The sequence below is a fragment of the Mycolicibacterium stellerae genome (genome assembly GCF_003719305.1).
Taxonomy (GTDB): Bacteria; Actinomycetota; Actinomycetes; order Mycobacteriales; family Mycobacteriaceae; genus Mycobacterium; species Mycobacterium stellerae.
This window is the reverse complement of record NZ_RARC01000008.1, coordinates 15,103-39,387: the sequence shown is the minus strand read 5'-3', so window position 1 is coordinate 39,387 and position 24,285 is coordinate 15,103. Positions and strand designations below refer to the sequence as shown.

The 24,285-nt window shown below is 61.6% G+C and carries 23 protein-coding genes; 8 read left to right on the top strand and 15 right to left on the bottom strand.

The features are described from left to right. Nucleotides 1-416: 416 nt before the first annotated feature. The 12 genes from D6M19_RS12525 to D6M19_RS12470 form a co-directional block, all read right to left on the bottom strand. Nucleotides 417-1,052: a class I SAM-dependent methyltransferase gene (locus D6M19_RS12525; protein ID WP_164478461.1), complete on the bottom strand. Its 636-nt coding sequence runs from the start codon at nucleotides 1,050-1,052 to the stop codon at nucleotides 417-419. A gap of 26 nt (nucleotides 1,053-1,078) precedes the next feature. Then, nucleotides 1,079-1,756 carry a class I SAM-dependent methyltransferase gene (locus D6M19_RS12520; protein WP_123025557.1) on the bottom strand — a complete coding sequence of 226 codons (678 nt, stop codon included), beginning with the start codon at nucleotides 1,754-1,756 and terminating at the stop codon, nucleotides 1,079-1,081. Between the two features lie 544 nt (nucleotides 1,757-2,300). After that, the gene (locus D6M19_RS12515; protein WP_123025697.1) at nucleotides 2,301-3,395 is read right to left on the bottom strand and encodes a glycosyltransferase; all 1,095 of its coding nucleotides are present in this window, start codon (nucleotides 3,393-3,395) and stop codon (nucleotides 2,301-2,303) included. Nucleotides 3,396-3,550: 155 nt separating this feature from the next. Further along, nucleotides 3,551-4,384: an SMP-30/gluconolactonase/LRE family protein gene (locus D6M19_RS12510; RefSeq protein ID WP_268812309.1), complete on the bottom strand. Its 834-nt coding sequence runs from the start codon at nucleotides 4,382-4,384 to the stop codon at nucleotides 3,551-3,553. Between the two features lie 193 nt (nucleotides 4,385-4,577). Then, the gene (locus D6M19_RS12505; protein ID WP_234834830.1) at nucleotides 4,578-4,967 is read right to left on the bottom strand and encodes an acyltransferase; all 390 of its coding nucleotides are present in this window, start codon (nucleotides 4,965-4,967) and stop codon (nucleotides 4,578-4,580) included. A 181-nt stretch (nucleotides 4,968-5,148) separates the two neighbouring features. Further along, entirely contained in the window at nucleotides 5,149-6,573 is a 1,425-nt protein-coding gene (locus tag D6M19_RS12500; protein ID WP_164478459.1) for an O-antigen ligase family protein, read from the bottom strand. A 163-nt stretch (nucleotides 6,574-6,736) separates the two neighbouring features. Further along, entirely contained in the window at nucleotides 6,737-8,149 is a 1,413-nt protein-coding gene (locus D6M19_RS12495) for a lipopolysaccharide biosynthesis protein (RefSeq protein WP_123025553.1), read from the bottom strand. A 109-nt stretch (nucleotides 8,150-8,258) separates the two neighbouring features. Beyond that, a complete protein-coding gene (locus D6M19_RS12490) occupies nucleotides 8,259-8,981 on the bottom strand; it encodes an SDR family NAD(P)-dependent oxidoreductase (protein WP_123025552.1) in 723 nt (240 codons plus the stop codon). Next, on the bottom strand, nucleotides 8,978-9,910 hold the full coding sequence (locus D6M19_RS12485; protein ID WP_123025551.1) for a phosphoglycerate dehydrogenase: 933 nt from the start codon (nucleotides 9,908-9,910) through the stop codon (nucleotides 8,978-8,980). Before D6M19_RS12485 ends, D6M19_RS12490 begins: the two co-directional genes overlap by 4 nt. Further along, nucleotides 9,907-10,581: an acylneuraminate cytidylyltransferase family protein gene (locus tag D6M19_RS12480; protein ID WP_123025550.1), complete on the bottom strand. Its 675-nt coding sequence runs from the start codon at nucleotides 10,579-10,581 to the stop codon at nucleotides 9,907-9,909. Before D6M19_RS12480 ends, D6M19_RS12485 begins: the two co-directional genes overlap by 4 nt. A 19-nt stretch (nucleotides 10,582-10,600) precedes the next feature. Next, nucleotides 10,601-11,560 (bottom strand): glycosyltransferase family 2 protein, encoded by a 960-nt coding sequence (locus D6M19_RS12475; RefSeq protein ID WP_123025549.1) that lies wholly within the window; start codon nucleotides 11,558-11,560, stop codon nucleotides 10,601-10,603. A 90-nt stretch (nucleotides 11,561-11,650) separates the two neighbouring features. After that, nucleotides 11,651-13,090, bottom strand: coding sequence for a tyrosine-protein kinase domain-containing protein (locus tag D6M19_RS12470; RefSeq protein ID WP_123025548.1), 1,440 nt, complete (start codon nucleotides 13,088-13,090; stop codon nucleotides 11,651-11,653). Between the two features lie 1,198 nt (nucleotides 13,091-14,288). On the opposite strand from D6M19_RS12470, the gene D6M19_RS12465 reads away from it, so the two are divergent. From D6M19_RS12465 to D6M19_RS12450, 4 genes are all read left to right on the top strand, one after another. Then, the gene (locus D6M19_RS12465) at nucleotides 14,289-15,941 is read left to right on the top strand and encodes an acyl-CoA carboxylase subunit beta (protein ID WP_123025547.1); all 1,653 of its coding nucleotides are present in this window, start codon (nucleotides 14,289-14,291) and stop codon (nucleotides 15,939-15,941) included. A 49-nt stretch (nucleotides 15,942-15,990) separates the two neighbouring features. Beyond that, complete coding sequence (locus D6M19_RS12460; RefSeq protein ID WP_123025546.1) at nucleotides 15,991-16,275, top strand: acyl-CoA carboxylase epsilon subunit; 285 nt, start codon at nucleotides 15,991-15,993, stop codon at nucleotides 16,273-16,275. A 98-nt stretch (nucleotides 16,276-16,373) separates the two neighbouring features. Next, on the top strand, nucleotides 16,374-16,754 hold the full coding sequence (locus D6M19_RS34220) for a hypothetical protein (protein ID WP_164478457.1): 381 nt from the start codon (nucleotides 16,374-16,376) through the stop codon (nucleotides 16,752-16,754). Further along, complete coding sequence (locus tag D6M19_RS12450) at nucleotides 16,755-17,168, top strand: hypothetical protein (protein WP_123025544.1); 414 nt, start codon at nucleotides 16,755-16,757, stop codon at nucleotides 17,166-17,168. Here the strand turns inward: D6M19_RS12450 and D6M19_RS12445 are convergent, their stop codons facing one another. After that, entirely contained in the window at nucleotides 17,169-17,774 is a 606-nt protein-coding gene (locus D6M19_RS12445; RefSeq protein WP_234834829.1) for a YdcF family protein, read from the bottom strand. Between the two features lie 136 nt (nucleotides 17,775-17,910). Between D6M19_RS12445 and D6M19_RS12440 the strand changes: the two genes are divergently transcribed. The 4 genes from D6M19_RS12440 to D6M19_RS12425 all read left to right on the top strand — a co-directional run bounded on the left by D6M19_RS12440 (nucleotide 17,911) and on the right by D6M19_RS12425 (nucleotide 21,877). Continuing rightward, nucleotides 17,911-18,549 (top strand): Maf family protein, encoded by a 639-nt coding sequence (locus tag D6M19_RS12440; protein ID WP_123025542.1) that lies wholly within the window; start codon nucleotides 17,911-17,913, stop codon nucleotides 18,547-18,549. A gap of 9 nt (nucleotides 18,550-18,558) precedes the next feature. Further along, entirely contained in the window at nucleotides 18,559-19,446 is an 888-nt protein-coding gene (locus tag D6M19_RS12435) for a sulfurtransferase (RefSeq protein ID WP_123025541.1), read from the top strand. Further along, nucleotides 19,443-19,853, top strand: coding sequence for a SufE family protein (locus D6M19_RS12430; RefSeq protein ID WP_123025540.1), 411 nt, complete (start codon nucleotides 19,443-19,445; stop codon nucleotides 19,851-19,853). Before D6M19_RS12435 ends, D6M19_RS12430 begins: the two co-directional genes overlap by 4 nt. Nucleotides 19,854-20,080: 227 nt before the next feature. Further along, a complete protein-coding gene (locus D6M19_RS12425; RefSeq protein WP_123025539.1) occupies nucleotides 20,081-21,877 on the top strand; it encodes an acetyl-CoA carboxylase biotin carboxylase subunit in 1,797 nt (598 codons plus the stop codon). A 644-nt stretch (nucleotides 21,878-22,521) separates the two neighbouring features. Here the strand turns inward: D6M19_RS12425 and D6M19_RS12420 are convergent. Both D6M19_RS12420 and D6M19_RS12415 read right to left on the bottom strand, forming a co-directional pair. Continuing rightward, nucleotides 22,522-23,217: an SDR family oxidoreductase gene (locus D6M19_RS12420; protein ID WP_123025538.1), complete on the bottom strand. Its 696-nt coding sequence runs from the start codon at nucleotides 23,215-23,217 to the stop codon at nucleotides 22,522-22,524. A 78-nt stretch (nucleotides 23,218-23,295) separates the two neighbouring features. Further along, nucleotides 23,296-24,030 carry a hypothetical protein gene (locus D6M19_RS12415; protein ID WP_123025537.1) on the bottom strand — a complete coding sequence of 245 codons (735 nt, stop codon included), beginning with the start codon at nucleotides 24,028-24,030 and terminating at the stop codon, nucleotides 23,296-23,298. Nucleotides 24,031-24,285: the final 255 nt, after the last annotated feature.

The window sequence follows — 24,285 nt, the reverse complement described above, 5'->3', positions numbered from 1 at the left end:
GCGCTGTCATTTCCGGATGCTGATACGTAATACGTTGGCCGCCCAGGCATCTCCGCGGGACGATCGGTGTCAGGGAATGGAGACGCCTCAGCGTGAGGGGCATCCCTAACGCCCAAGATTGGAATTGCCATCGCCGCTAATGCCCGGCTCGCGGTGAATAGCGCGGTTCGGCGCGAGACTAACAAACCCATACCCTCTTCGTCGATACGGTTGATACCCCGAGCAGCACTGCCCTATCCGCCCAAACTAGCTGAAGACTTGTCGCGCCGGGCTGAGCGAGCGGTCCGCCGCACCTGACCGGCCGCATACGATATGTATTCGAGTCCATAACGAAATATCCGGTGAACTGGAATTTGCACAGCATTTTCGCGCAGACGTTAAATTTCCCAACGATTCCGTAGTCAGGCTACACGGAATCAGAGGCTGCGGCCGCCGTCACCTTCCGAGTAGCGAGCAAGGAATGTGGGGCTCCATGGCGCGCCGGACACCTCTGTGCCGGCCGGCAGGAGCGCACGAAACTGCCGCCGCGACAAGAGTCGTGTGAAGTTCACTTCGTGTCGCTTTCGCCATGAGGGAAACCAGTGGAGAAAAACTGCCGATGTGTGCGACTCAACCGGGAACCATTTGTTAGGCGTAGTGACAACCCAGGCGCGAGCAACCCGCGTCATCTCGTTTATCATCCTCCGCTGGTCCTGTTCCTGGCCGACGTGCTCTATCACCGCGTTCGCGAGTGCGAAATCAACGTAGTCGTCTGGAAACGGCATGTCACGGGCGTCAGCAACCATAAAGGGGTAGTTTGTAACCGCTGGCTCGATGTCAATGCTCATCTTTATTTCGAAGCAATCAGCAATTCTGCGCTCTACGATATCAGCATTAGACAGATCACTGAGACTGGCGCGCTTGTCCCCCAACGTGCCAACGAGCAGAACATCTTTGACATCCCGCTCACGTAGCCATGTGAGAATTTGGTCGGCCTTCCGGTGACGGTTACGAACGCTATATCTCAGCGCTACCTGACGGATGAGTTTATTGAATCGGCTCTTGAACGGCACCGTGTGATTATAGGACGTGGGAACCCTCACTTTCGAACCCATGCGCAGAATCCATGGTTGTAGTTCAGGTTTACGGCAAAGAAGATTGCCTGGTCGAGCGTGAACGGTCGCGCTTTTCGCCGATACCATACGCGTACTGCGAGTTCCAGTGCTCGATTGACTATCGAAGCCAGCGCAGAGTGGAGCCGTGGCAGCGACCGTATCTTTCCATAACTGATCACATCCCATACGACCCAGCCGTAGCCGACGTCAGTCCCGTTTCCGGGCACGAAGATCTTAGCTTCGCTGAAGCCACTGACCATCCGCGCAAGTTCGGTAATTGTAAAACGGTGGTAATCCATTATGTCATGGAACTGGAAGAAGAAAGGTACGTATAGGAAAGCCTCGCCGCCGGGTCGCAAGATCGAATGAATATTCGTAATTGCCATCTGATAATCAGTCACATGCTCAAGAACGGCATCACAGTAGACGCCGTCAAAAGAGTTAGGTTGAATCGTCGTATTAGTGATGTCGTCGAGAAGATCGGGCTCGTAATCGGGTATGACGTCAGTCGCTATGATTCTGGTTGATGGTCCCGCCCCCAACAAGCGTAGTCGCCGAGCACTATTTGATGAATGGTTACGGCCGCCTATATCTAATACCTTCGGCTTTGTGGCGATACGCTGCTCGTACGAATCTCTGATGCCGGGCCGCGTGTCGAGCATACTACCAAGCTGTTCGAATACCGTCTCAATATCTGGCAACGCGCGGCCCCCCTAGATAACTCCGAGGCCGTAACTCTAGCCTGACTTGGCTCACGATTCGCGGTGTGGGTTAGCCACAGCGTTTTCACTTGATGATTCTTGGGTGTGGTCGAGGTGTGCGCCCTAAGCCGAGCCTCATAGCCGCTTCGGCGTACTACGTGCGCACCGACGTGGCCGCGCCTTTAAGAGCGATCGCGGTATAGATGGATGGTCATCGTAGCCGGGCGAAAGGATCGCCGGATCGGGCCCTGTTACCAGTTGCCCCCTCCTGTGCGGTCCAGCGCACGCGGCGCGGCATCGAAGAACACGTCGTCTAGAGAGCACCGCGGGCGAAACTGCCGTGGCGAAACCAGTATCGGAGTATGCGTGTATTGGCTAACTCGACCTTACGGGCGCAGAGTTACTGGGAGTCACCGACATTCGGGGCCCGCGGCCTCGCTTCGAGGCCGCGTTAGTGGTTTCCGCCCGTAAATGTTGCAGCGACAGCCCATGGAGAGAACCAAGCTCAGCGCCGTAAGAGGTCGCGCAGAGCGCGCTCGTAATCGGCGCAAACTTTCGTCCAGGAGTAGTGCTGTTTTGCGCGCCGGATGTTTGCTTCGGCGGCTTTGTCGCGCTTCGTTTCATCGGCCATCAATTGATGGACCGTTTCGACGATTTCTGCCGGATCGGCAGCGACGAATTCTCCTTCTGGCCCCAAAACCTCGCGGTTATAGACGGTGTCTCGAGCTAGGACGGGAGCTCCTGCCGCCATCGCCTGTACCAGTGCCGGGTTGGTGCCACCGACGCTATGGCCGTGAAAGTAGACGCCGGCGTGCTGCCAAAGTGCGAGTAGCAGATCGTCGTTACTCACCTGGCCGAGCCACGTTACTCCTGGGTGATTGGCCAATTTCCTTGCGGCTTCGTCCCACTCGCCGCCATACCCAGAGCTTCCGACGATTACCACCGGATGATTTACGGCGATCGCTGGTATCGCCTGAAAGAACTGGGGCACGCTGTTTTCCGGAACCAGCCTTGCAACCATCAGCACGTAACTTCGATGCGCCAGCCCTTGCGGCACAGGCAACGCCGGTGGCACATCACCACCGTAGGGGATGAACCTCCCTCCAACGGAGAAGGTGTCATGCCAATACTTTTCGATCGCCAGCGAATCGAAAACAAGATCAGTGGCCCATTTCGCCGTAAAGTTGGCGCCACGACGGAAGACTCGCCTCGCCAGCGGGCTCCATTTCGCCCGCTCCCACTCGACCCCGTCGACGTTTACAAGCGTCGGAACGCCGCGTGCCTTCAGCAGCGGAAGGAAGTAGCCGTTGGCCACGTTCATTACAAGTGCGACGTCAGGCCTGCGCGACGCGGTGTCGAGGGTCGACGTGAACCCGTACGAGAGCGTGCTCAAGCTCTTGGTTTCCAGGCCTTTAGTTACACGAGTTGCCACGCGAGAATCGGCATCGCGGTCGTCCGGTCGCGTGGCGTCGCGACGGCCATACACCGTGACATCCCAACCCTGGTTGGCCAAATAAGGCGCCAGCTTGCGGATTGCCGTCTCGAAGCCGCCATAGTAACTGGGGTAACCCCGCGTTCCGATGATGGCAACTGTCGGCACCACTTCTCCGATCTGCTTGAGCGCTTAGTGCGAACGTTCGTTCAATCTATAGTTCGGCCGCCCGTGCCAGGCGCGCAGTCTATAAAGCCGCCGATAGGTTGCATATCGTGTGCGGACGCTACGGCAGTTCGCCGGTTGTGAAGTGAGCCTCATGACTATCTGGGAAATTCCGCCGGAACCGCGCCCCGAACCGCTGTCTGCATCGCGAACACCGCGCCAGCGTTTGGCTCCCTTCCCGGAGGTAAGTCCTTGCGAGATGTAGTGATATAGAGGATATCTCGCGACTTGCCGCCGAACGCACACGAGCTGACCATGGTAACGCCGGGGACGGCAATGGTGTCGATGTGCCGACCCGAGTTGTCATAGCGAAGAACTGTTCCTGCGCCCCACATCGCAATCCAGAGTCCCTCTTCTTCGTCGATCGCCATGCCATCGGGAAATCCGGGCATGCCATCGATCCGGATGTGCGGACGACGACCTGACCATACGCCGGTACGGGGATCGACATCGAACACGTCCACCCGACGAGTTGGAGTATCGATGTAATAGACCCGTGAGCCGTCAGCAGACCATTGCACTCCGTTTGAGATCGACACTGGCGCCAATATCTTGCACACCTGGCCATTTGAAGTCACACGGTAAACGGCCCCACTGTCGGGTTGCTCGTTGTAGGACATCGTGCCGATGACGAATCCCCCGAACGGGTCGCAACCACCGTCGTTGGTCCTCATCGCCGTGTTCTGGATCACCTCGGCGACAGTTTCGAAGGAGGTCAGTCCGTCATCGGCGACAACGACGCCGTGCTCTGTGGCGATGACGAACCCCGAGTTCGTCCGGTGCCTGATCACTGTCGCGGCACGACTGGGCACCGGATAGCGGTGCGGGCCACCGAAAGAATCGATGGCCACGATGGTGCCCGCCAGGACGTCCATGCACATGAGCCTATTGCTGCGTGAATCCCAGAAAGGCCCTTCCCCGTGGACTGCCACCGGATATGTGAACCGCTCAGCGCGACGCACGAAATCGCCTGCGAATACTCATCGGTACCCAAACCTGAACGGCAGGAAACTCGCCAATGCACGGGCCGAGATCAACACACACGATGTGCACCGAACTAGCCCGACTCAGGCCGCAAGAGGGTCATCATGCAGGAGAGACTTAGCCGTTTGTCTTCTAATGAAATTAGGCATCGGAATCGGATTCCTCGTCGGAACGATCGAGTGCGGGCACTTCATCCGGGACATCGACAAATCGCACTTGGGCCGGAACGCCGGCTGCGAAAGCGCCGGCAGGAATGTTGCGGGTAACGACAGAGCCCGCACCTATGCGTGCATTGTCACCGATGGTCACCTGCCCAATTATGATGGATCCGGCCCCGATGAAGCATCCCCGACCGATGACTACGTCGCGCCCGGATAAAGGAACCTCAGCCAGGGCATCATAGTCCGATAAGCTGACTCTCTGGCCCCCGTGAAAGCGGTGAGTACCGGTCAAAACCATGCAATTGTGTGAGAACAATGTGTCGTCGCCGATGCGGATTTCTCCCGAGACCGTATTGAACAATGTATTCATTATAGAGCACCGCTGCCCAAGTGTGAGGCGACCAGGATCGCCATGAACGTACGAATAATCGATGTTCAAGAAGCCCGCCGCCAAGCCCAAGCGTGTCAGGGGCTTGACTGCTCGCGCTATGACGCGCTGACGGCGCGAAGATTTGGACTGCCGCCACGGGTTGTATACGAACGGCATGTTGTTAGTCCCGGCCCTGTCTGGTTGTGGCACGGACGTCGCCAGCGCGGACTGGCGTCAGCGTCCGCTTCAGCTCGGCGCTGGCCGAGTCCTTCAAGTCCTGGGAGGTCGTGGCATCTTGGCGTTCGGAACTGCCGTCGACGGCTCGCGTGCCGCTCGCTTGACAGGCAATGCCAACAAGAACCAAAAACACCCAGAAGCTCTCCTGAGCCACGCCAGGCGCCATCGTCGCCTCAGTCATCGCGCCCAGAAGTAAGACGGCCATCGCAACTATCGCGGTAACCCCCCAATCACGTCGTCGACGGGCGAAACGTGTGCCAGCCCAATATGTGGCCAGCACGAAAAGGAGCCATCCAATAACTCCCCCGTCAAACACTTGCTGAAGAAAGGAATTATGGACGTACGCAAGCTCGGAGTGTCTGATCAGCGATGCTAACGCCTCACTGTAGCTAAAAGAGGCACCTGATCGATACTGACCATTAACGCCATACCCGAATAGCAGGTGGGGCACGTCGTTCACCCAGTCATTCCAATACCTGATCGAATGATCCCATACATATTCGCGGCTCTCGAGCGTCGCAATTGATCTTGCGTCACTTATTCGACCGGGCGCCAATGACATGAGCGGCGTAACGATAAACTGTATCGAGACAATGATGCTCGGCAGAACAAGGGCGGAAACTGCAGCCAGCAATGTTGTTGCTTGCACCAACCACCGGGTGACGACAGGGAGGCACAATACGAGTAGCGACAAGGCTACAGCGCTTGCCAGTGCCCCTCGGCTTCCGGAGCCGACCAGCACGATGATTGCGGCCACAAAAAACATCAGTCGAAAAGAGCGTCGAACCGACCCTGGTTGTCTTATGAGGAAGATCGAAGATGCGATGTAAACAGCGGCGATTATTGGCGGGGAATTTATGGAAGACGTCAGGGGATACACAATACGCACAAAGCCTGTTGACTCGACCAGACCACCTAGCCGAAAGTCCGTCGACGGTGACTGCAACCCCGCTGCGTAAAAGCAGACGTTGGCGAACAAGTACAGTCCGCAACCATCAATCAGCGAGGCAATGATTCTCCGGGCATCAACCGTGGTTACGAGGCGGACAACAAGCGCGAAGACAAGAAGTAGGTTGAGCAGCGGCCCAATGCCCGCCGGCCTGCTGAAAACAATTGCGCACGACAGGAACAGCAGAACTAAGGGACCGGCATTGAGCTGGAATTTGGCGTCGAATCTACGGATGTAGGCTGCGGCAAGAAAGAATCCGATGATCAGCAGCGAGCCTTCAGCGCTGAACACTCGAATCGCGATGGCAGTCGGGAGCAGCAGGACGATCCAGTCCGGTTCGGTACCATCTGCGGGGACAATTACGCGAGCCGAAAACCGACCTCGCATGGCAAGTGGCGCTAACAAACGCTTAGTCGACACGCCGACGAACAGCTAGCGGGTCAAGCCGGATTTCAGGAGCGGCAAACGTGGTTGCGGTCGCAACTCGTCGGGAGGCCATCGGGTTCTCCTTCCGACGAGACATAGAGTCCGTCATGTCATTAGGACATCGTCCAGGCGGCTTGTGCAAGTGTACCCATGTTATCTATGTCAGGGAGTGCTTTCCACGCGCGGTCAAGATGATCGCGCCCAGCGCAGAAACCAGCGACGTCCCTACGAAAATCCATACGGCGCTTGAGCCCACGGGCTCCGAAAGCGCGACGATGCCGCAAATTAGTGCTAACGCACCAAAAAGAATTGCTGGCCAATCTGTCAGCCACGAATTCCACGCAATGTCCAATCTCAGGCCTCTGACAAGCATCAAGGCCAGGACCGCCATTATCACGTAACCTACGACGGTTATATAGGCGACCCCGGCAGCGCCATACTTATGACCCAATAGCAGAATCGCGACGAGGATGAGTACTGCGCCTCCACCTGATGCAAGGGGACTGTACTTCGGTAGCCCTGCTGTTTGCGTCAGGTAGTTCATTGGTATGAGGTAGAGGCCATACGCCGCTTGACTGATGAGCAATGTTCCCGTCAGGGGGAAAGACGGCCAGTACGCATCGGCGATGATGAGTGGGCCAGCGACCGCCACAGTGGAGCCGATAATTGCGGGGATAACGAATGCGCTGACGAGTTGCCACCTGACGGGGGCAAGAGTTTCGTGGGATGGGGCCCGGAAATTCTCACGCGAGTAGCGGGGGAGCACAGCGCGGTTGATTTCTCCCAACACTAGCCCGGCAACCGACGCGAGATTCAAGCCGAATGCCAGCAACCCAACCTGTTCCAGAGAGGAAACCGCAGCCATTGCGGGACGACTCAGACTATTCAACGCCCAAATTGATGCACTGTGGGGGATAAGAGGCAGGGCGAATCTCAGAACTGCCCGAGCATGGTCACTAGTAATCCGTGCATGCGGCAGCCGCACAAGCAATACCGCCACGATCGCCGAAAGGACTGCACTGATCAAGTCGGAGAGGACCCATCCGAGCACGCCCAACTCGAGTATGACGACGAGCACGATCTTCGACGCTGCTGTCGCTAGAACCGTCGTTGAGGAAAGCCACGCGAATCTGGCGAGATCCTCACGTGCCTGCGCCACCCATAGGGCATAAATAGACGCGGCGGGTTGAAAGCCGATCGCGAGAAGTTCGATCCCCCAAATTGTGCCGTTCACCCCGAGCACCTCGGGCACAAACAGTGCTACTAGCGCACCCGCAACCGCCACCGCGATGGGCAACACGAAGTAGCAATATATGCCGGCGATACGAAGCAGGGCGGGCCCGTCTTCGTCGCCTCGAGCCGCCGCACGGATTACCAGCTGTATCAGCGGTGCACCGACGACAGCAGTTACTAGCAGTGCCGTCGCCGTCAGCGTGGAGGCAGCGCCGAACTCCACGGGCGACATCGCATGTGAAAGGAACGGGAGAATCAGGAACGAAATACCACGCTGCAACGTAGCAAGGAGCATGTAAGTCGCTACTGCCCGTCCGGTTCGCCCAAGTTGTCCCATGCCTAGCCCAACCGTGAATGACGGCAACGGCTTTGCCGCCCGTCTAAGACGGATTCACACCTACATCCCCGTGAATTTCGGCGCACGTTCGACCCGGGCGCGGGCACCGTTACTCGGTACCGAGACGTGCAGTTGCTCCACCGTCAACGACAAGAACGGTGCCGGTGACGAAGCGGGCGTCGTCACCGATCAAAAATGAGACAGCCCCTGCGACTTCGCTCGGCTCGCCAATCCGGCCCAGCGCTGTTCGCTCGCGCAACACCGCTTTGCGCGCTTCCATCGACTCTCCCCAGCGTGCGAAACCCTCACGGAGCTTCGCGGTGTCGATTGCTCCCGGACAGACGGCGTTGACACGGATGTCGGGTCCGAGGTCCATCGCGGCCGAGCGGACCCAGCCCTCCAGCGCCGCCTTGGTCGTGGCGTAGGCCGTGATCCCGCCCGTTGTCGCGCGCCCGTGCACACTGCTTATGACCACAACTGAACCCTGATTGGCGGCGAGGTTCTCGCGGGTGCCCGACGTCAGCGCGTCGACGGCGATGACGTTGACCCGCAAAGCATTTACCCATTCATCGAGGGATGTCTCGCCTGCCCGTGCGATGGGCTGAACCGCGCCGTTGTGCACGAGGGCCTTCAGGTCGTAGTCCCTGGCCAGTTCCCGACCAACGTCCACGAGCTGCTCGGACTTGCTCAGGTCGTGCTGGAGGTCGATATCGGCCGCCGGCGCAGCGTAGCGGTCGATCCCGATCGCAATGTATCCGTCTTTGCGCACCCGTTCGCACAGCGCCGCGCCGATCCCGCCGGCAGCCCCCGTGACGATGACCGCGCGGCTCATCGCGCGAGCTCCTCGATGAGGAAGTCGACTGCAGCGTTGCTCGCCCGTACCACGCCCTCACGGGTGTTCGACGCATTGTGTGCTCCAAGCACGACATTCGGCAGTGTCCGGAATTCGCTGTCCAGCGGCAGAGGCTCGACTTCGAAGACGTCGAGCGCAGCACCAGCAAGCCGCCCGCTCTTGAGGGCACCGATCAGGTCCGCTTCCAAGACAACCGGACCCCTCGCCACATTGATCAGATATGCGTCCGAGCGCGCCAAGGCTAGGCGCTCGGCGTTGATGAGATGGAATGTCTCGGGGGTAAGCGGACAGGCGAGAACGATGAAGCGACTCGTTTTCAGCAGCTGGTCAATATCGACGATTGATACGTCCGCCGACGCCCCGTCGACGTAGGGGTCGAACGCGACGACGTCCATGCCGAAACCCTGTCCGCGCTTGGCGACCTCGCGTCCGATCGCGCCGAAGCCCACAATTCCCAGCCGTGCCCCGGCAAGTGTTATTCCTTCGAGCTTGGGCCACTCCCCCCGGCGGACGGCAGCGTCCACGTCGATGTAGCCCCGCACGAGGTTCAGAATGTAGCCGAACGCCGAGTCAGCGACTTCGTGGCTGAAGACGCCCGGGGTATTGCGAACGGTCACACCGTGTTGTCGGGCGGCGTCGTGGTCGACGGAATCCATGCCGATCCCCCAGCGGATCACCGTCTTGAGTTTGGCGGCTCCGTCGAAGAACTCACGATTGAGCTCGTCATCGCCGGCAATGATACCCACCAGGCGATGGCTGTAGTCGAGCAGTTCGGAGGCGGTAAACTGTTGCCGCCCAGCAAGTTCCGGCGCTACGACGTCGTATCCGAGGTTCTCGATGCGTTCGCGGTATCGCGGGAGTTCGACCTGCATCTGCCGGCAGGTCACAAGAATCAGCGGCTCGCTCATAGAGTGATCCCGCCGCGCTCTGCAATGGCCGCCGCCAGGGAGAAATCCTCTTCTATATCGATGTCGACCGCCTCCAGCGGCGCAATCTCGACCATGAATGGACGTTCCCCGATGCGAGTGCCACGCTCCCTCAGCAAGCTAGGAGTAAATATGAAGAAGCACGAATTCTCAATGAACAGCGGTGCAAGATCTTGTGTTCGAAGCAAGACGGACGGATCGTGATTGACTGGGCGGGTATCGGCGTCCCAGAGGCGCGCCTGCAGGCGCGTCACGCTGAATACGGAGTCGAATTGACGGTCGGGCCTAGCGAAGAGTTCAAGTGCGGCAGATACCGTGTCGGCCTTGAGAAATGGGTTCGTCGAGTGTGTCTGTAGCACGATGTCGGCCTCGACTTGATCGAGCGTGTTGAGCAGCACGTCGTTCATGGCGATCGCGCCATCACGCAAATGGACCGGGCGCAGAAGCACCTGTACGTGCGGGAAGTTATCGGCGCAGTCCTGAATGATGAATTCGCTGTCGGTGTCAATCACGATCAGGTCGATTCCGGCGACCGAACTCAACATACGAACGACGTGGTGGTAGAGCGGAACTCCCGCTAGTGGGCGGTAGTTCTTCCCCGGAACGCGCTCACTGTTGTGACGCATCGGGACGATCGCGACATTGCGGGTCATCAGTCTCTACTACCGTTATCTACGCGTCTTCGGAATACATGATCTTGCGGCCGGGCGCAGGCGGGAGGTCGTAGCTCTGCTGGGACTCCGGCGGGTAATAGAAGCGCTGCAGCAATCGCTCCGACACATGGTTGGGGGCGCGGAAACCCTGCCACGCACCAATGAACTGTGCGAATCGGAACTGCGGGATGCTCAAGACGTTGCTGCGTAGGCGGTTGGCCTTGACCGCCTCCCGGTAGTCACCGGCGATGTTCGACAAAGCAAGCTCGAGGGCGTTCGCCAGTGACATCTGCGACCCTTCGACGATGCGAGCGTAGGCCATTGCTTCACGCCTGTATCTGTTCCGGATCGTGCTCCAAGTCTCTTCGTGCACGTGGACCACCGGCGCATCCGCGACATATGCGATCTTGTACCCTCTGTCGAGGGCCTTCTTGGCAAAGTCGAGATCCTCAAGGCCGGTGAGTGTCTCGTCATAGGGAGATTCCTGCCATACCGACTTCAGTACCGCCGCGTTGGCATTATTGCTGAACGGATGGCCCTGGTCCCAGATGTTTTGATTGGGAAACCATTTCAGCATCACCCGTGATTCGGAAAACTTGGTTCGCTCGTCTCCGATCTGGCGTCCGTAGGCTATAGCGACGTTGTCGCGGTCAAACGCGCTGACGATGTGCTCGACGTGCGTGTTGTACACCGGGTAGACATGGGCCGAGGCGAACAGCAGGATGTCGCCATTCGCGGCGGCGCAGCCCCTATTGAGCGCCCGACCGAAGGAGAATTCGCTCTTGGCGATATTCACGATGGTGCAACCGGCGGCCTCGGCGATCGCGACAGTGTCATCCGTAGAGCCCGAATCGACCAGGATGATCTCATCGAGTTTGACGGTTTGCTGCTCGAATCCCTTAAGCAGTCGGCCGATGTGCTCGCCTTCGTTGTGAGCGCGGATAACCGCCGACACGCGGGGCGGGCTGATCTCAGCCATCCTTCGCAGGCCCCGCACTGGCGTCACGATTCGCGACGGGGCCGGTAACGTCCTGCCCCCGCGCCGCGCAACTCGACCGCCAATGCACGCTCATTCAGCCGCCCTACGCCTTCCGCCGGCCGGCTGCGTGACCTCCCCGCTAGGCCGTGCAGGATTCGGCGGTTGTCGCCGCGCGTTGTCATCGCCGTAGTAACTGTAGCTGTAGTTGTAGGACGCATGTCCGCGGGTGGGCGTCATCGTGAATACCGCCCCGAGCAGTGCAGCGCCCACATCCTGAAGATTTCCGATCGCGTGTGCAAGTTGCTCCCGCTTGGTTTGCTTGAATCGGGCCATGATGAGCACACCATCGGAATTGGCCGCCAGAATCGCGGCATCGGTGACCGCAAGCAGCGGTGACGAATCCACGATGACATAGTCGAATTGCGCACGCATTTCGCCAAGCACCTTTTGGGCTGCCAACGACCCAAGTAGTTCGCTCGGATTCGGCGGGACGGTTCCCGAGGTGAGGACGGTCAAGCCTGGGAAACGTGTCTTCTGCAGCACCTCGGAAAGTGATGCTGCGCCACTAAGCACGGTGCTGAATCCTGCGGACCCGACCAAGTCGAGGTACTTGTGCAACATGGGGCGTCGCATGTCGCCATCGACGAGCACTACGTTGTGGTCGGCTTCTGCCAACGCCAGTGAAATATTTATCGCCGTAGTGGATTTGCCCTCGCCCGGCATAGAACTGGTGACGACGATCAGGCGCGGCGGATTATCGACTGCGAGGAACTGCAAGTTGGTCCGGAGTTTGCGAAATGCTTCGGCGATCCCCGAGTTCTCGCTACCGAAAGATATCGCTGCTTCCTTCCTGCGCTCCTTGTCGAGCGGAATGCTGCCGACCAATCCGACGCCAGTGATCTCCTCGAAAGTCTTTCCGTCCTTGACTGTGTTGTCGAACCGATCGCGTAGTACTGCAAGGCCTACTCCCAACAACAAGCCCAGCGCCACACCGGCAGCAATATTGCGAGCGACCTTCGGAATCACCGGGCGGTCGGGAATCGACGCGCGTTGCTCGACGACAACGCGAGCATCGGGCGGCGTTCCGTCCTCCGGAGTTTCCAATTCGCGTACCATGACGACGAACTCGTCGGCCAAGGTGTTGGCAATGTCACGAGCGCGGACGGGTGATTCGTCGAGCACCGCCACATCTATCAAGACGGTATCGGGTTTCGCAGTCGCCTTGATGTTCTCTTTAAGCGCTTTTGCACTCATACCCAGGCCGAGTTTGTCGATAGTGCGCTGAGCCAGCGTCTCGCCCGTAAGCAGCTCGGCATAGGAGACCACGCGTTCTTGGGAGAAGCGATTACCCTGGTACACATCGGATAATGATGAGCCGGCCGTGGTCGATACGAATAGCCTCGTCGACGCTTGGTACAGCGGTGTCGTTAGCAAAGTCACTGCGACGGCCCCCAAAACGGCGACCACCATCGTGACGCCCACGGTAATCCACCGAGAACGCAGCAGCTTTGCGAAGTCCTGCAGATTCAATGCCCCCCCTTGATTACTGCGTGCCCCTGCCCCCGTGCTCCGTCATCCGACGTCGCGATCTGCGGGAAGTATACCTTTTGCGATTTCGACGCAGCTCATTAATGAGAGTAGTCGCAGTTCACCAATGAGAGTAGGAGCAAACCAAAGTGAGGTCTCAACAGTCGGGCGCCTTGACACATCCCAGGCACTCGGGAACCAACACTACGGGGGTGCGGTGTACAGCAACAGTCGAATGGGGCACCCGGTGCGCACGGTGACGTCGGCATTCGGTGAGTACGAAGAGCGACTCGAGAGCAGCCTCGCTCTATTGTCAGCTGTGCGTTGAGGATTCGGCGACTCTGTTCGACACCAGTGAATAGCGTCGATTGCTCCCCCCCGGCAGTGGCGTCCGTCAGCTGCACCGTTGTCGCCCCGAGAACAGAAACCCGCGACACGTTTGCACCGCTCCGCACATCGACGGGGAGCCATGGATAGCCACAACGTAGTCCGGCAACTCGTCAGCGAGCACGTTATTAGTGACCCGAACCGTGACGATAATTCCTGCACGTGGAATCACGAGCACCGGCGGAGTGCCAAATGTGTTTCGTCAGATAGTAATCGCGTTTGCTGACATAAAGATTATTGATCACCACCGCTGCGTACGGCGGAGGATCTTTCTGAAACTGATGTGCCACAGCAGTCTGCGGAGCATCCGCAGTTGGCTTGGCGACAAGCTCCAGCAAAGATTCGTTGCTACCTTCGGATCGCTGCCTCATCTCATGATCCCGGGTCTTTTCGGGGCGCGACCAAGCCGTGAGCTGCGGTTTCCCGGTTCACGAGGTGATGCGTTTCGTTGACGACGCGCTCACCGGGGACGCCAGACCCTTGACAAGACGCTCGAGAGCCGTGGAGGCGGTCATCGGTCACCAGACGAAGGTTGACGATCACGCCTTATGGCGTCGGGATCGAATGACCACCCACCCCTTCGACTCCGAGCGCAGCAATTCGGCGAACTCGATGCCAGCACAAGACTGCTGCGACCAGAACGCCATCGAGATTCAAGTTCGTGTGGTACGCGATCCGCGCCAGCTATGTACTTCGGCGACACAACAGACAGCCCTGTCATAGCGCTGTGTTGAATCTGATGCCATTCTGCTGTCTGCCCGCTTGCACACCACCACGGGGCCGGCCGCCCACGCACCCGATAGCATCGACACCCATGACGAGCAGTACCAAGGACACCGCGGACCACACCGCCGAGCCATCCGCCGAGCACACGATCGACATCCACACCACGGCTGGCAAGCTGGCCGACCTGCGAAAGCGCGCGGAAGAGACGCTGCACCCGGTCGGTGAAAAGGCGGTGGAGAAAGTCCACGCCAAGGGCAAGCTGACCGCCCGCGAGCGCATCCTGGCCCTGCTCGACGAGGACTCCTTCGTCGAGCTCGACGCCCTGGCGCGGCACCGCAGCGTCAACTTCGGCCTGGCCGAGAACCGCCCGCTGGGCGATGGCGTGGTCACCGGCTACGGCACCATCGACGGCCGCGACGTCTGCATCTTCAGCCAGGACGCAACTGTATTCGGCGGCAGCCTCGGCGAGGTGTACGGCGAGAAGATCGTCAAGGTGCAAGACCTGGCGCTCAAGACCGGCCGCCCGCTCATCGGCATCAACGACGGTGCCGGCGCCCGCATCCAAGAAGGCGTCGTCTCACTTGGCTTGTACAGCAACATCTTTCACAACAACATCAAGGCATCGGGCGTCATCCCGCAGATCTCGCTGATCATGGGCGCCGCCGCGGGCGGCCACGTCTACTCCCCCGCGCTGACCGACTTCGTCGTGATGGTCGACCAGACCAGCCAGATGTTCATCACCGGCCCTGACGTGATCAAGACCGTCACCGGCGAAGAGGTGACGATGGAGGAACTCGGCGGCGCACACACCCACATGGCCAAGTCGGGCCTCGCGCACTACGTCGCCTCCGGCGAGCAGGACGCCTTCGACTACGTCCGCGACCTGCTGTCCTACCTGCCGAGCAACAACTACTCCGATCCCCCGCGGTATCCGGCCGAGGTCCCGCAGGGCGCGATCGAGGACACCCTCAACGAAGAGGACCTCGAGCTGGACACGCTGATCCCGGACTCCCCGAACCAGCCGTACGACATGCACGAGGTGATCACCCGCCTCCTCGACGACGACGAGTTCCTCGAGGTGCAGCAGGGCTATGCGACCAACATCCTGGTCGGGTTCGGCCGCGTCGACGGCCGTCCGGTCGGCATCGTGGCCAACCAGCCCACCCAGTTCGCCGGCTGCCTGGACATCAACGCCTCGGAGAAGGCCGCCCGGTTCATCCGGACCTGCGACTGCTTCAACATCCCGATCGTCATGCTTGTCGACGTGCCCGGCTTCCTGCCCGGCACCGAGCAGGAATACAACGGCATCATCCGGCGCGGCGCCAAGCTGCTCTACGCCTACGGCGAGGCCACGGTCGCCAAGATCACCGTGATCACCCGCAAGGCCTACGGCGGCGCCTACTGCGTCATGGGCTCCAAGGAGATGGGCGCCGACGTCAACGTCGCTTGGCCGACGGCCCAGATCGCCGTCATGGGTGCATCCGGCGCGGTCGGCTTCGTCTACCGGGGGCAGCTCAAGGAGGCCGCGAAGGAGGGCAAGGACGTCGACGCGCTGCGCCTGGAGCTTCAGCAGGACTACGAGGACACCCTGGTGAACCCGTACATCGCCGCCGAGCGGGGCTATGTCGACGCGGTCATCCCGCCGTCGCACACCCGGGGCTACGTCGCCACCGCACTGCGGCTGCTGGAACGCAAGATCACCCAGACACCGCCCAAGAAGCACGGGAACATTCCACTGTGAGCGAGCGAACGATCGGACCCCCTGTGAGCGAGCGAACGATCGGACGACTGTGAGCCACGACGAAACCCACATCACCGAGGTCAGCGACCCGCGTGAGATGACCATCGACGACCCGCCGTCGCAGGCGGTCGACGAGATCAACGTGGTCAAGGGCGAGCCCAGCACAGAGGAAGTCGCCGCGTTGGTAGCGGTGCTCAGCGCCGCCACGGGTGGGCGCGTCGAAGCGGGCCCGCAGGAACTCAACCTGTGGGGCCATCCGGTCGACAAGCTGCGCTACGCACCCACCAGCTGGCAGCTGGTGACGATGGTTGAGCGGACACACATGCGCCGATGACGCGCGTGGTGCAGGTCCAAGCGGATATCCCGTCAGTAGAAGGTGCTTCGCTTATCGCCGAGCGGGCGCATTCGGCCGGCGGCGGCTAGCTTTGGCCGATGCAGCACACGACGCCGCAGCGGACTTCCCGCCGGGCTCCGGCAGTGCTGGGCGGGGCGGCATGTGGAGCGGCAGCGCGCTTCGCAACGCTGTCCTTCTGGCCCGCCGAGGCGCAATTTGTTCCCACGTTGGCGCTAACCATTTCGGGGCTCTTCGTGTGGGGACTGATATCGGTTGGCGACCGGTTTCAGCTGGCAAGGACCGCCGTTGGCGCATTCGTCGGAACAGCCTCGAGTATCGGCATTCTGGTAATCATCGCGATCTCGGCGACCCCTCGTGTTTGCGTTGCGTACATCGCCGCGGTTCCGTTGTGCGCCATCGCCGGACTGGCGGCAGGGGTCCTGCTGGCGGTCGCAATTCAACGCCGAGACGTCGAGTAGATGTCGCCGACACTCAGCTTCGTCAACTTCGTCGCACTGGCGGGCGGCGCGATGGCCGGAGCCGCTGTCACCCTGCGGCGGCCGGCGCACCGCAGCATCGATCGACCCGGTCCCGCCGTATCGCCGGCAGTAATGGCGGTATGCGCGCTCGCGGGCATCCTGACCGGACTATCCATGCACTGGCCAAAGCCAGAATGGGCGAAAGCATTTGCCTTCGGCGGAGTCGCCGCGGCGGGATCGATGACATTGGCTATCAACTCACCTTCGGCGATCCGCTCCCGCGCTGATGTCACAACGTATTTGAAGCGCGCGTCGTTGTCGCTCGCCGCGAACGTCGCCTGTGGGGTCGCGTTCGCCGCTGTGGGACTGATCTTCGTTCGGGGAGCGCTTCACATCATGAACAAATTCGTCTGATCAGCGCGGGCAAAGCCCTTCCAGGGCGGCCTTGGCGAAGCCCGCGTACTGATAGGCGTAGGTGGTTTCCCAGTAGGCGAACGACTGGCTATACGACCTCGGCACCGCCTGCATGACGACCTGGGCGGGATCGTCCGAATAGCACTGCCCGAAGATGAACCGTGCTCGTGGGAGATGGAACCGCCAACTGACCACCACGATGCGGCGCCAGCCCAGTTCTCGGCCGTATTTTCGGGCCATCATCGCCTCACCGCGTGTCGTCAACAGCGACGGGCGATCGCAGATCACCCGCACTTCACCGCGGCGCTTACCGCACCACGGTTTCATCGCGGCGTCTTCAGACGGATATGGGTCCGACATCAATACCGTTGGCGCGCCGATCTTTTCGGCCAACTGAACCCCATAGGCTTCGCGGCCGTCATGTTCGCCGGCGAGAACCACCACGGCGTCAGCGTGCGTGAGCGGATCCTCGCTCGCGTGCTTGAACTGCCGGTTGCCGACGACCGCGACGACCGCGACTATCACCACCACACCGGTGCTACCCGCCAGCCACATCCGACGCCGCCACACGCGCGCCCTCGAGGGTCGACGGTGTTTGGCAGACATACCGTGACCGTACGGGGCAATGCGGCAAAACGCGCGACGCGAGCCATCGGGCCCGCCTACTTGGGTCGAACCATTACGTTTGAGCCATGGCCGAAGGCGAACCTTGTGAAGATCTCGACCGGATGCATCGGAAGCCGTGACGCGGGTCGTTCTCGCATCGGCCTCACCCGGCAGGCTGAACGTTTTGCGCCAGGCCGGAATCGATCCCGTTGTCGTTGTCTCCGGCGTCGACGAGGATGCCGTCATCGCCGCGCAGCGCCCCGACGCCGCACCGGGTGACGTCGCCAACGCACTGGCAGCCGCAAAGGCCGAGCAGGTCATCGTCGATCTCGATCCGGAACTGAGCACGGATTGTGTTGTCATCGGCTGTGATTCGATGCTGTTCATCGACGGTGGGCTGCGAGGTAAGCCGGGTTCCGGCGCCGAAGCGCGACGGCAGTGGGCCACCATGTCCGGCCGCTCGGGCGTGCTGTACACCGGGCACTGCGCGATCCGGCTGTACGACGGTGCCGAAACACACCGCGGGGTCGAATTCGGCTCCACCACAGTCAGGTTCGCTCACCCGACAGATGCGGACCTGACGGCGTATCTGGCCAGCGGGGAGTCATTGCGGGTGGCGGGCGCCTTCACGATCGACGGGTTGGGCGGCTGGTTCGTCGACGGCATCGACGGCGATCCCTCGAATGTGGTGGGCCTTTCGCTGCCAACGATGCGCCGATTGTTCGCCCGCGCGGGGCTGTCGATCGCCGATCTCTGGTCTGACAACCCGCTGTAGGCTCGTGGGGTGCCACTTCCTCCCGATCCCGACCCCGCCCTCGCCGCCTACGCCCACCCGGAACGGCTCGTCACTTCCGACTGGCTGTCAGGCAACCTCGGCAGGCCGGGCCTGGCCGTCGTCGAGTCCGACGAAGACGTGCTGCTCTACGACACCGGACACATTCCCGGCGCGGTGAAGATCGACTGGCACATCGACCTCAACGACCCGCATGTCCGCGACTACATCAACGGTGAGCAGTTCGCGGAGTTGATGAACCGCAAGGGCATCTCCCGCGACGACACGGTCGTCATCTACGGCGACAAGAGCAACTGGTGGGCGGCCTACGCGTTGTGGGTGTTCACCCTCTTCGGCCATCCCGACGTCCGCCTGCTCGACGGCGGCCGCGACCTGTGGATCTCCGACGGCCGGGACACCAACCTCGACGTGCCGAACAAGCCGACCACCGGCTACCCCGTCGTCGAGCGCAACGACACGCCGATCAGGGCGTTCAAGGACGATGTGCTCGGCATCCTCGGCAAACAGCCGCTGATCGACGTCCGTTCGCCGCTCGAGTACACCGGCGAACGCACCCACATGCCGGACTACCCCGAGGAAGGTGCGCTGCGCGGGGGCCACATCCCGACCGCACGCTCCATCCCGTGGGCCAAGGCCGCCCAGGACAGCGGCCGATTCCGCAGCCGCAAAGATCTCGAAGAGCTGTACGGCTTCCTGACGCCGCAGGACAAGACCGTCGTGTACTGCCGCATCGGCGAGCGGTCCAGCCACACCTGGTTCGTGCTGACCCATCTGCTCGGCCTTCCAGGTGTGCGCAATTACGACGGCTCATGGACCGAATGGGGCAATGCCGTGCGCGTGCCCGTCGCCGTTGGGGAAGAGCCCGGCGACGCGCCATGACCATGCCAGCGCCACTGGCCGAAGTGGTGTCGGATTTCCAAGAAGTGGCCGGCCAGGACAAACTGCAGCTGCTGCTGGAGTTCGCCGGTGAGCTCCCTGCACTGCCCGCCGACCTCGAAGAGGCGGCGATGGAACCGGTGCCCGAATGCCAGTCGCCGCTGTTCCTGCATGTCGACACGGAGGACCGGGACCACGTGCGCTTGTATTTCAGCGCGCCACCCGAGGCGCCGACCACACGGGGATTCGCATCCATCCTGGCCCAGGGCCTCGACCAACAGTCGGCCGACGACATCCTTGCCGTGCCCGACGACTTCTACACCGACCTAGGGCTGGCCGCATTGATCAGCCCGCTGCGGCTGCGCGGCATGTCGGCGATGCTGGCCAGGATCAAGAAGCACCTCCGCTAACGCCCACGACGAGATCGCCGCGAGCGCTCAACCCGGTACGGAAATCCCCGCAGAAAACGTACAAAAGTGTGCGCTCATGCGGCCGCCGACCGCCCTTCGTCGCAGTGCCGCGTCAGCTCGCCGTCGGCTATTCAGGGTCAATTGGGGGCGGCACAGCGTGGGCGCTTAAGCTACGCGGGATACATTCTTAAAGACGATTCTTAGATATCTGCCGATCAGGAGGCGCAGTGCCAAGTCACGCCAGCTCACGCATCCAGAAGGTGCTGGTAGCCAATCGCGGTGAGATCGCCGTCCGGGTGATCCGCGCGGCCAAGGACGCCGGAATCCCTGCGGTGGCCGTGTACGCCGAGCCCGACGCCGACGCCCCACACGTCCGGCTCGCCGACGAAGCCTTCGCGCTCGGCGGCCAGACCTCCGCGGAGTCCTACCTCGACTTCGGCAAGCTGCTCGACGCAGCGTCGAAGTCCGGCGCCAACGCCATTCACCCGGGCTACGGATTCCTTTCGGAGAACGCCGATTTCGCGCAGGCGGTGATCGACGCGGAGCTGATCTGGATCGGCCCGAGCCCGCAGTCCATCCGCGACCTCGGCGACAAGGTCACCGCCCGCCACATCGCGGCCCGCGCCCAGGCGCCGTTGGTGCCGGGCACCCCGGACCCCGTCAAGGACGCCGACGAAGTCGTCGCGTTCGCCGAGGAGTACGGCGTGCCGGTGGCCATCAAGGCGGCGTTCGGCGGCGGCGGCCGCGGCATGAAGGTGGCCCGCACCATCGAGGAGATCCCCGAACTGTTCGAGTCGGCCACCCGCGAGGCCGTCGCGGCGTTCGGCCGCGGCGAGTGCTTCGTCGAGCGCTACCTGGACAAGCCGCGCCACGTCGAGGCCCAGGTCATCGCCGACCAGCACGGCAACGTCGTCGTCGCAGGCACCCGTGACTGCTCGCTGCAGCGCCGCTTCCAGAAGCTCGTCGAGGAGGCGCCGGCGCCGTTCCTGACCGACGCGCAGCGCAAGGAGATCCACGAGTCCGCCAAGCGCATCTGCAAGGAAGCCCACTACTACGGCGCGGGCACCGTCGAATACCTGGTCGGCCAGGACGGCCTGATCTCGTTCCTCGAGGTCAACACCCGTCTTCAGGTGGAACACCCGGTCACTGAGGAGACCTCCGGCATCGACCTGGTCCGCCAGCAGTTCCGCATCGCCAACGGCGAGACCCTCGACATCACCGAAGACCCGACGCCACGCGGCCACTCGATCGAGTTCCGCATCAACGGCGAAGACGCGGGCCGCGGCTTCCTGCCCGCCCCCGGCCCGGTCACCAAGTTCGACCCGCCGACCGGCCCCGGTGTGCGGCTGGACTCCGGCGTGGAAACCGGTTCGGTGATCGGCGGCCAGTTCGACTCGATGCTGGCCAAGCTGATCGTCACCGGCGCCACCCGGCAGGAGGCCCTGGAGCGGTCCCGCAGGGCGCTCGACGAATTCACCGTCGAGGGCCTGGCCACCGTCATTCCGTTCCACCGTGCGGTCGTGTCCGACCCGGCGTTCATCGGCGACGACAACGGGTTCACCGTGCACACCCGCTGGATCGAGACCGAGTGGGACAACACCGTGGAGCCGTTCACCGGCGGTGACCCGATCGAGGAGTCCGACACCATTCCGCGGCAGACGGTCGTCGTCGAGGTCGGCGGCCGCAGGCTGGAGGTGTCGCTGCCCGGCGATCTGGCCATCGGCAACGGCGGCGGCGCTGCCGCGCCCGGTGTTGTGCGCAAGAAGCCGAAGGCCCGCAAGCGCGGGGCGCACGGGGGTGCCGCCGCGTCCGGCGATGCGGTGACCGCCCCGATGCAGGGCACCGTCGTCAAGGTCGCCGTCGAGGAGGGCCAGGAGGTCGCCGCGGGCGATCTGGTGGTCGTGCTCGAGGCGATGAAGATGGAGAACCCTGTCACCGCCCACAAGGACGGCACCATCACCGGCCTCGCGGTCGAGGCGGGTGCCGCGATCACCCAGGGCACGGTGCTCGCCGAGATCAAGTAGGTCCTGGCAGGCGCACGGTCGGGAAACCGGCGTGCGCCTGCCATTTCGTTGCCTGTATCGCGACAACTCGGCGACCCCGGGCTGATTGTGCACCCATTGTGCCGTCCCGTGGCGTTCGAACGCAGCAAGCCCATTAGTCAGGTACATAACCCAGCTCATGCTGTGCCTATATCCCGACCTCTGCATTTCAGCAAATTAGCCGAGTCTAGATTCCAGTAGCCGATGGCAGCCAGATTTATCGATGCTCTCGCGCTGGAATGGCGCCGCAATAGTTGCCATACTACAGCTGTTGGATCTCTTGCAAATTATTGACGTGCACCTCTTCCGGTCGGGTACAAGCTGGTCAAAATGGTTTCTGGTCAGACATTGACCTTTATGTGGCACCATCGTCATTTATCGCTTATGCTTTGCCCACGAGCGGAAGTCTTCTTGCTGAAGGAGAAGATTTTGCAGCTCCTGGTATTTGCTGGTGTCTCGGCGAGGCAATCGTCGTGCCGACGACATCAACAGATGTGGGGAGGGGGCAGTAAGGACCGGGACCCGGCTGGATCCGTTCCCCAACGGAGAAGCCGAACCGGTCAGGGGGTGGATTGGCCCCGCTTCTGAAGGCGAAAGCACTCAGAGGCGGGGCCAATTCTTTACCGTCAGTCCGGCGTCACCAGGCTGCGCTCCTCCAGCGTGGTGCCGAAGTACTTGGCCTTCTCGTCGACGACGACGGACTTCGTGCCGCCGCGGCGCGCCAGCGAGTCGCGGGCCATCTGTTCGAACGAGATCTTCTGTGGCCCACCGATATTCACGTAGCCGCTGAGCGGGGCGGCGACGGCAGCGCGCGAAACGACGGACGCCACCTTCCAACCCGGGATCGGCTGGATCATCGCGTCGGGAACACGCACCTCGTCGCCAACGGCCAGCGAATCGGTGATCTGGTCGGTGAACTCCTCGAACTGCGTGGCCCGCACGAGCGTGTACGGCAGACCCGAGCCGGCGACGATTTTCTCCTGCGCGACCTTGGCACGCAGATATCCGCTGTCGGGCAGTCCGTCGAGCCCGACGATCGACAGCGCGACGTAGTGCCCGACCCCGGCCTTCTTCGCCGCTGCCACCAAGTTGGTCGTCGACGTGGTGAAGAAGGACATCACGGCGTCGTCCTCGAACGACGGCGAATTGAGCACGTCGACCAGCACATCGGCACCATCGAGAGCGTCGGCGAGACCTTCCTCGGTGAGAACGTCGACGCCGGTGTTGCGGGAGGCGGCAACGACTTCGTGGCCTTCGGCGGTCAGCCGTTCGACGAGCTGGGTTCCGATCAGGCCACTGGCCCCGATCACTGCGATCTTCATGCCTCCTATTACCCCCGCCGAACCGGTGTAAATCAATGCCTGCGCTTGTTATCGACGCGGACTCCGCCGGCCGCGCCCTCAGCTGCCCTGGTCGACGATGATGTTGGCGAACCGAAGCTCTGCGTTATCGCCGCGGATGCCCACACCCCCGCCACCACGCAGCGCCGGACAACCGATGCCGTCGTCGGTCGCCTCGATGGGTACACCGTCGCGCGCGGCCGTGATGTGTACCGATCCATCCGGCAGGTCCCGGACCGACACAGCGACGTGCTGCCACTGGCCCTGCGGAATCGGCACGTCGGGCAACGACGGGCTGAGGTCGTAGTAGGTGCCGCCGTTCGAATCGCCACCGGGGCACTTCTTCTTGATGATCATCGTCGCGTCCCGGCGATCGACGCTGACCGCATACAGCTCTCGGTCCGATCGGTACCTCACCCAGATGTGCGCTCCGTCGTAGTCCTGGGCCGGCGTCCGCGAGGTTTCGACAAGCGCGTCGACGCGCAGCGTGACCGACATGTCCAGATCCGCGAAGCGGCGATCCTCCGAGACCATGCGGAAGACTGCCGAGCCGGTGGATTCCGGGGTGCCGCCGGCATCGGGGTGTCCCGTCCACCCGTTGCCGCCCGCCCGGAACAACGTCCCGCTGGTGACGTCCCAGCTGGCATCATCACTGCCCGGCGTGCCCTCTGCCGCGATCAGCTCATCGGGACCGGCGAACGTTTCCGCGATGTGCGCGGGGCTCGCGACCGCAACTGAACAACCCTGGACGGCCACCAAGGCCGCCAGCACGGACGCAGCACGCCCCAGAGTCATGTGCGCGCCTCCAAACACTGTGTGAGCGGCCAGCCGGACCGTACTGCCGATGATGGATTGATTGTAGCGACTAATGTCTCTGATCTCCGCCAGACGACTGGGTGCGCACCATCGTGAGTGCTAGATCTCAGATGGGCACGAAGATGCATTTTTGGCAAAACTTAAATGCATAAGTCAGTAGAGCTAAATATCGTGGTTTTCGTGGTTCTTTAACAAGAACTCTACGCGCTAGTGCAATACTGGCAACATTCAGTA

Excerpts from the sequence above, each read along its gene's own strand:
- D6M19_RS12520 (WP_123025557.1), bottom strand. The coding sequence starts at position 1,756 with ATGCTCGACACGCGGCCCGGCATCAGAGATTCGTACGAGCAGCGTATC.
- D6M19_RS12505 (WP_234834830.1), bottom strand. The coding sequence starts at position 4,967 with ATGAATACATTGTTCAATACGGTCTCGGGAGAAATCCGCATCGGCGAC.
- D6M19_RS12495 (WP_123025553.1), bottom strand. The coding sequence starts at position 8,149 with ATGGGACAACTTGGGCGAACCGGACGGGCAGTAGCGACTTACATGCTC.
- D6M19_RS12490 (WP_123025552.1), bottom strand. The coding sequence starts at position 8,981 with ATGAGCCGCGCGGTCATCGTCACGGGGGCTGCCGGCGGGATCGGCGCG.
- D6M19_RS12485 (WP_123025551.1), bottom strand. The coding sequence starts at position 9,910 with ATGAGCGAGCCGCTGATTCTTGTGACCTGCCGGCAGATGCAGGTCGAA.
- D6M19_RS12480 (WP_123025550.1), bottom strand. The coding sequence starts at position 10,581 with ATGACCCGCAATGTCGCGATCGTCCCGATGCGTCACAACAGTGAGCGC.
- D6M19_RS12475 (WP_123025549.1), bottom strand. The coding sequence starts at position 11,560 with ATGGCTGAGATCAGCCCGCCCCGCGTGTCGGCGGTTATCCGCGCTCAC.
- D6M19_RS12465 (WP_123025547.1), top strand. The coding sequence starts at position 14,289 with ATGACGAGCAGTACCAAGGACACCGCGGACCACACCGCCGAGCCATCC.
- D6M19_RS34220 (WP_164478457.1), top strand. The coding sequence starts at position 16,374 with ATGCAGCACACGACGCCGCAGCGGACTTCCCGCCGGGCTCCGGCAGTG.
- D6M19_RS12450 (WP_123025544.1), top strand. The coding sequence starts at position 16,755 with ATGTCGCCGACACTCAGCTTCGTCAACTTCGTCGCACTGGCGGGCGGC.
- D6M19_RS12445 (WP_234834829.1), bottom strand. The coding sequence starts at position 17,774 with ATGTCTGCCAAACACCGTCGACCCTCGAGGGCGCGCGTGTGGCGGCGT.
- D6M19_RS12430 (WP_123025540.1), top strand. The coding sequence starts at position 19,443 with ATGACCATGCCAGCGCCACTGGCCGAAGTGGTGTCGGATTTCCAAGAA.
- D6M19_RS12420 (WP_123025538.1), bottom strand. The coding sequence starts at position 23,217 with ATGAAGATCGCAGTGATCGGGGCCAGTGGCCTGATCGGAACCCAGCTC.
- D6M19_RS12415 (WP_123025537.1), bottom strand. The coding sequence starts at position 24,030 with ATGACTCTGGGGCGTGCTGCGTCCGTGCTGGCGGCCTTGGTGGCCGTC.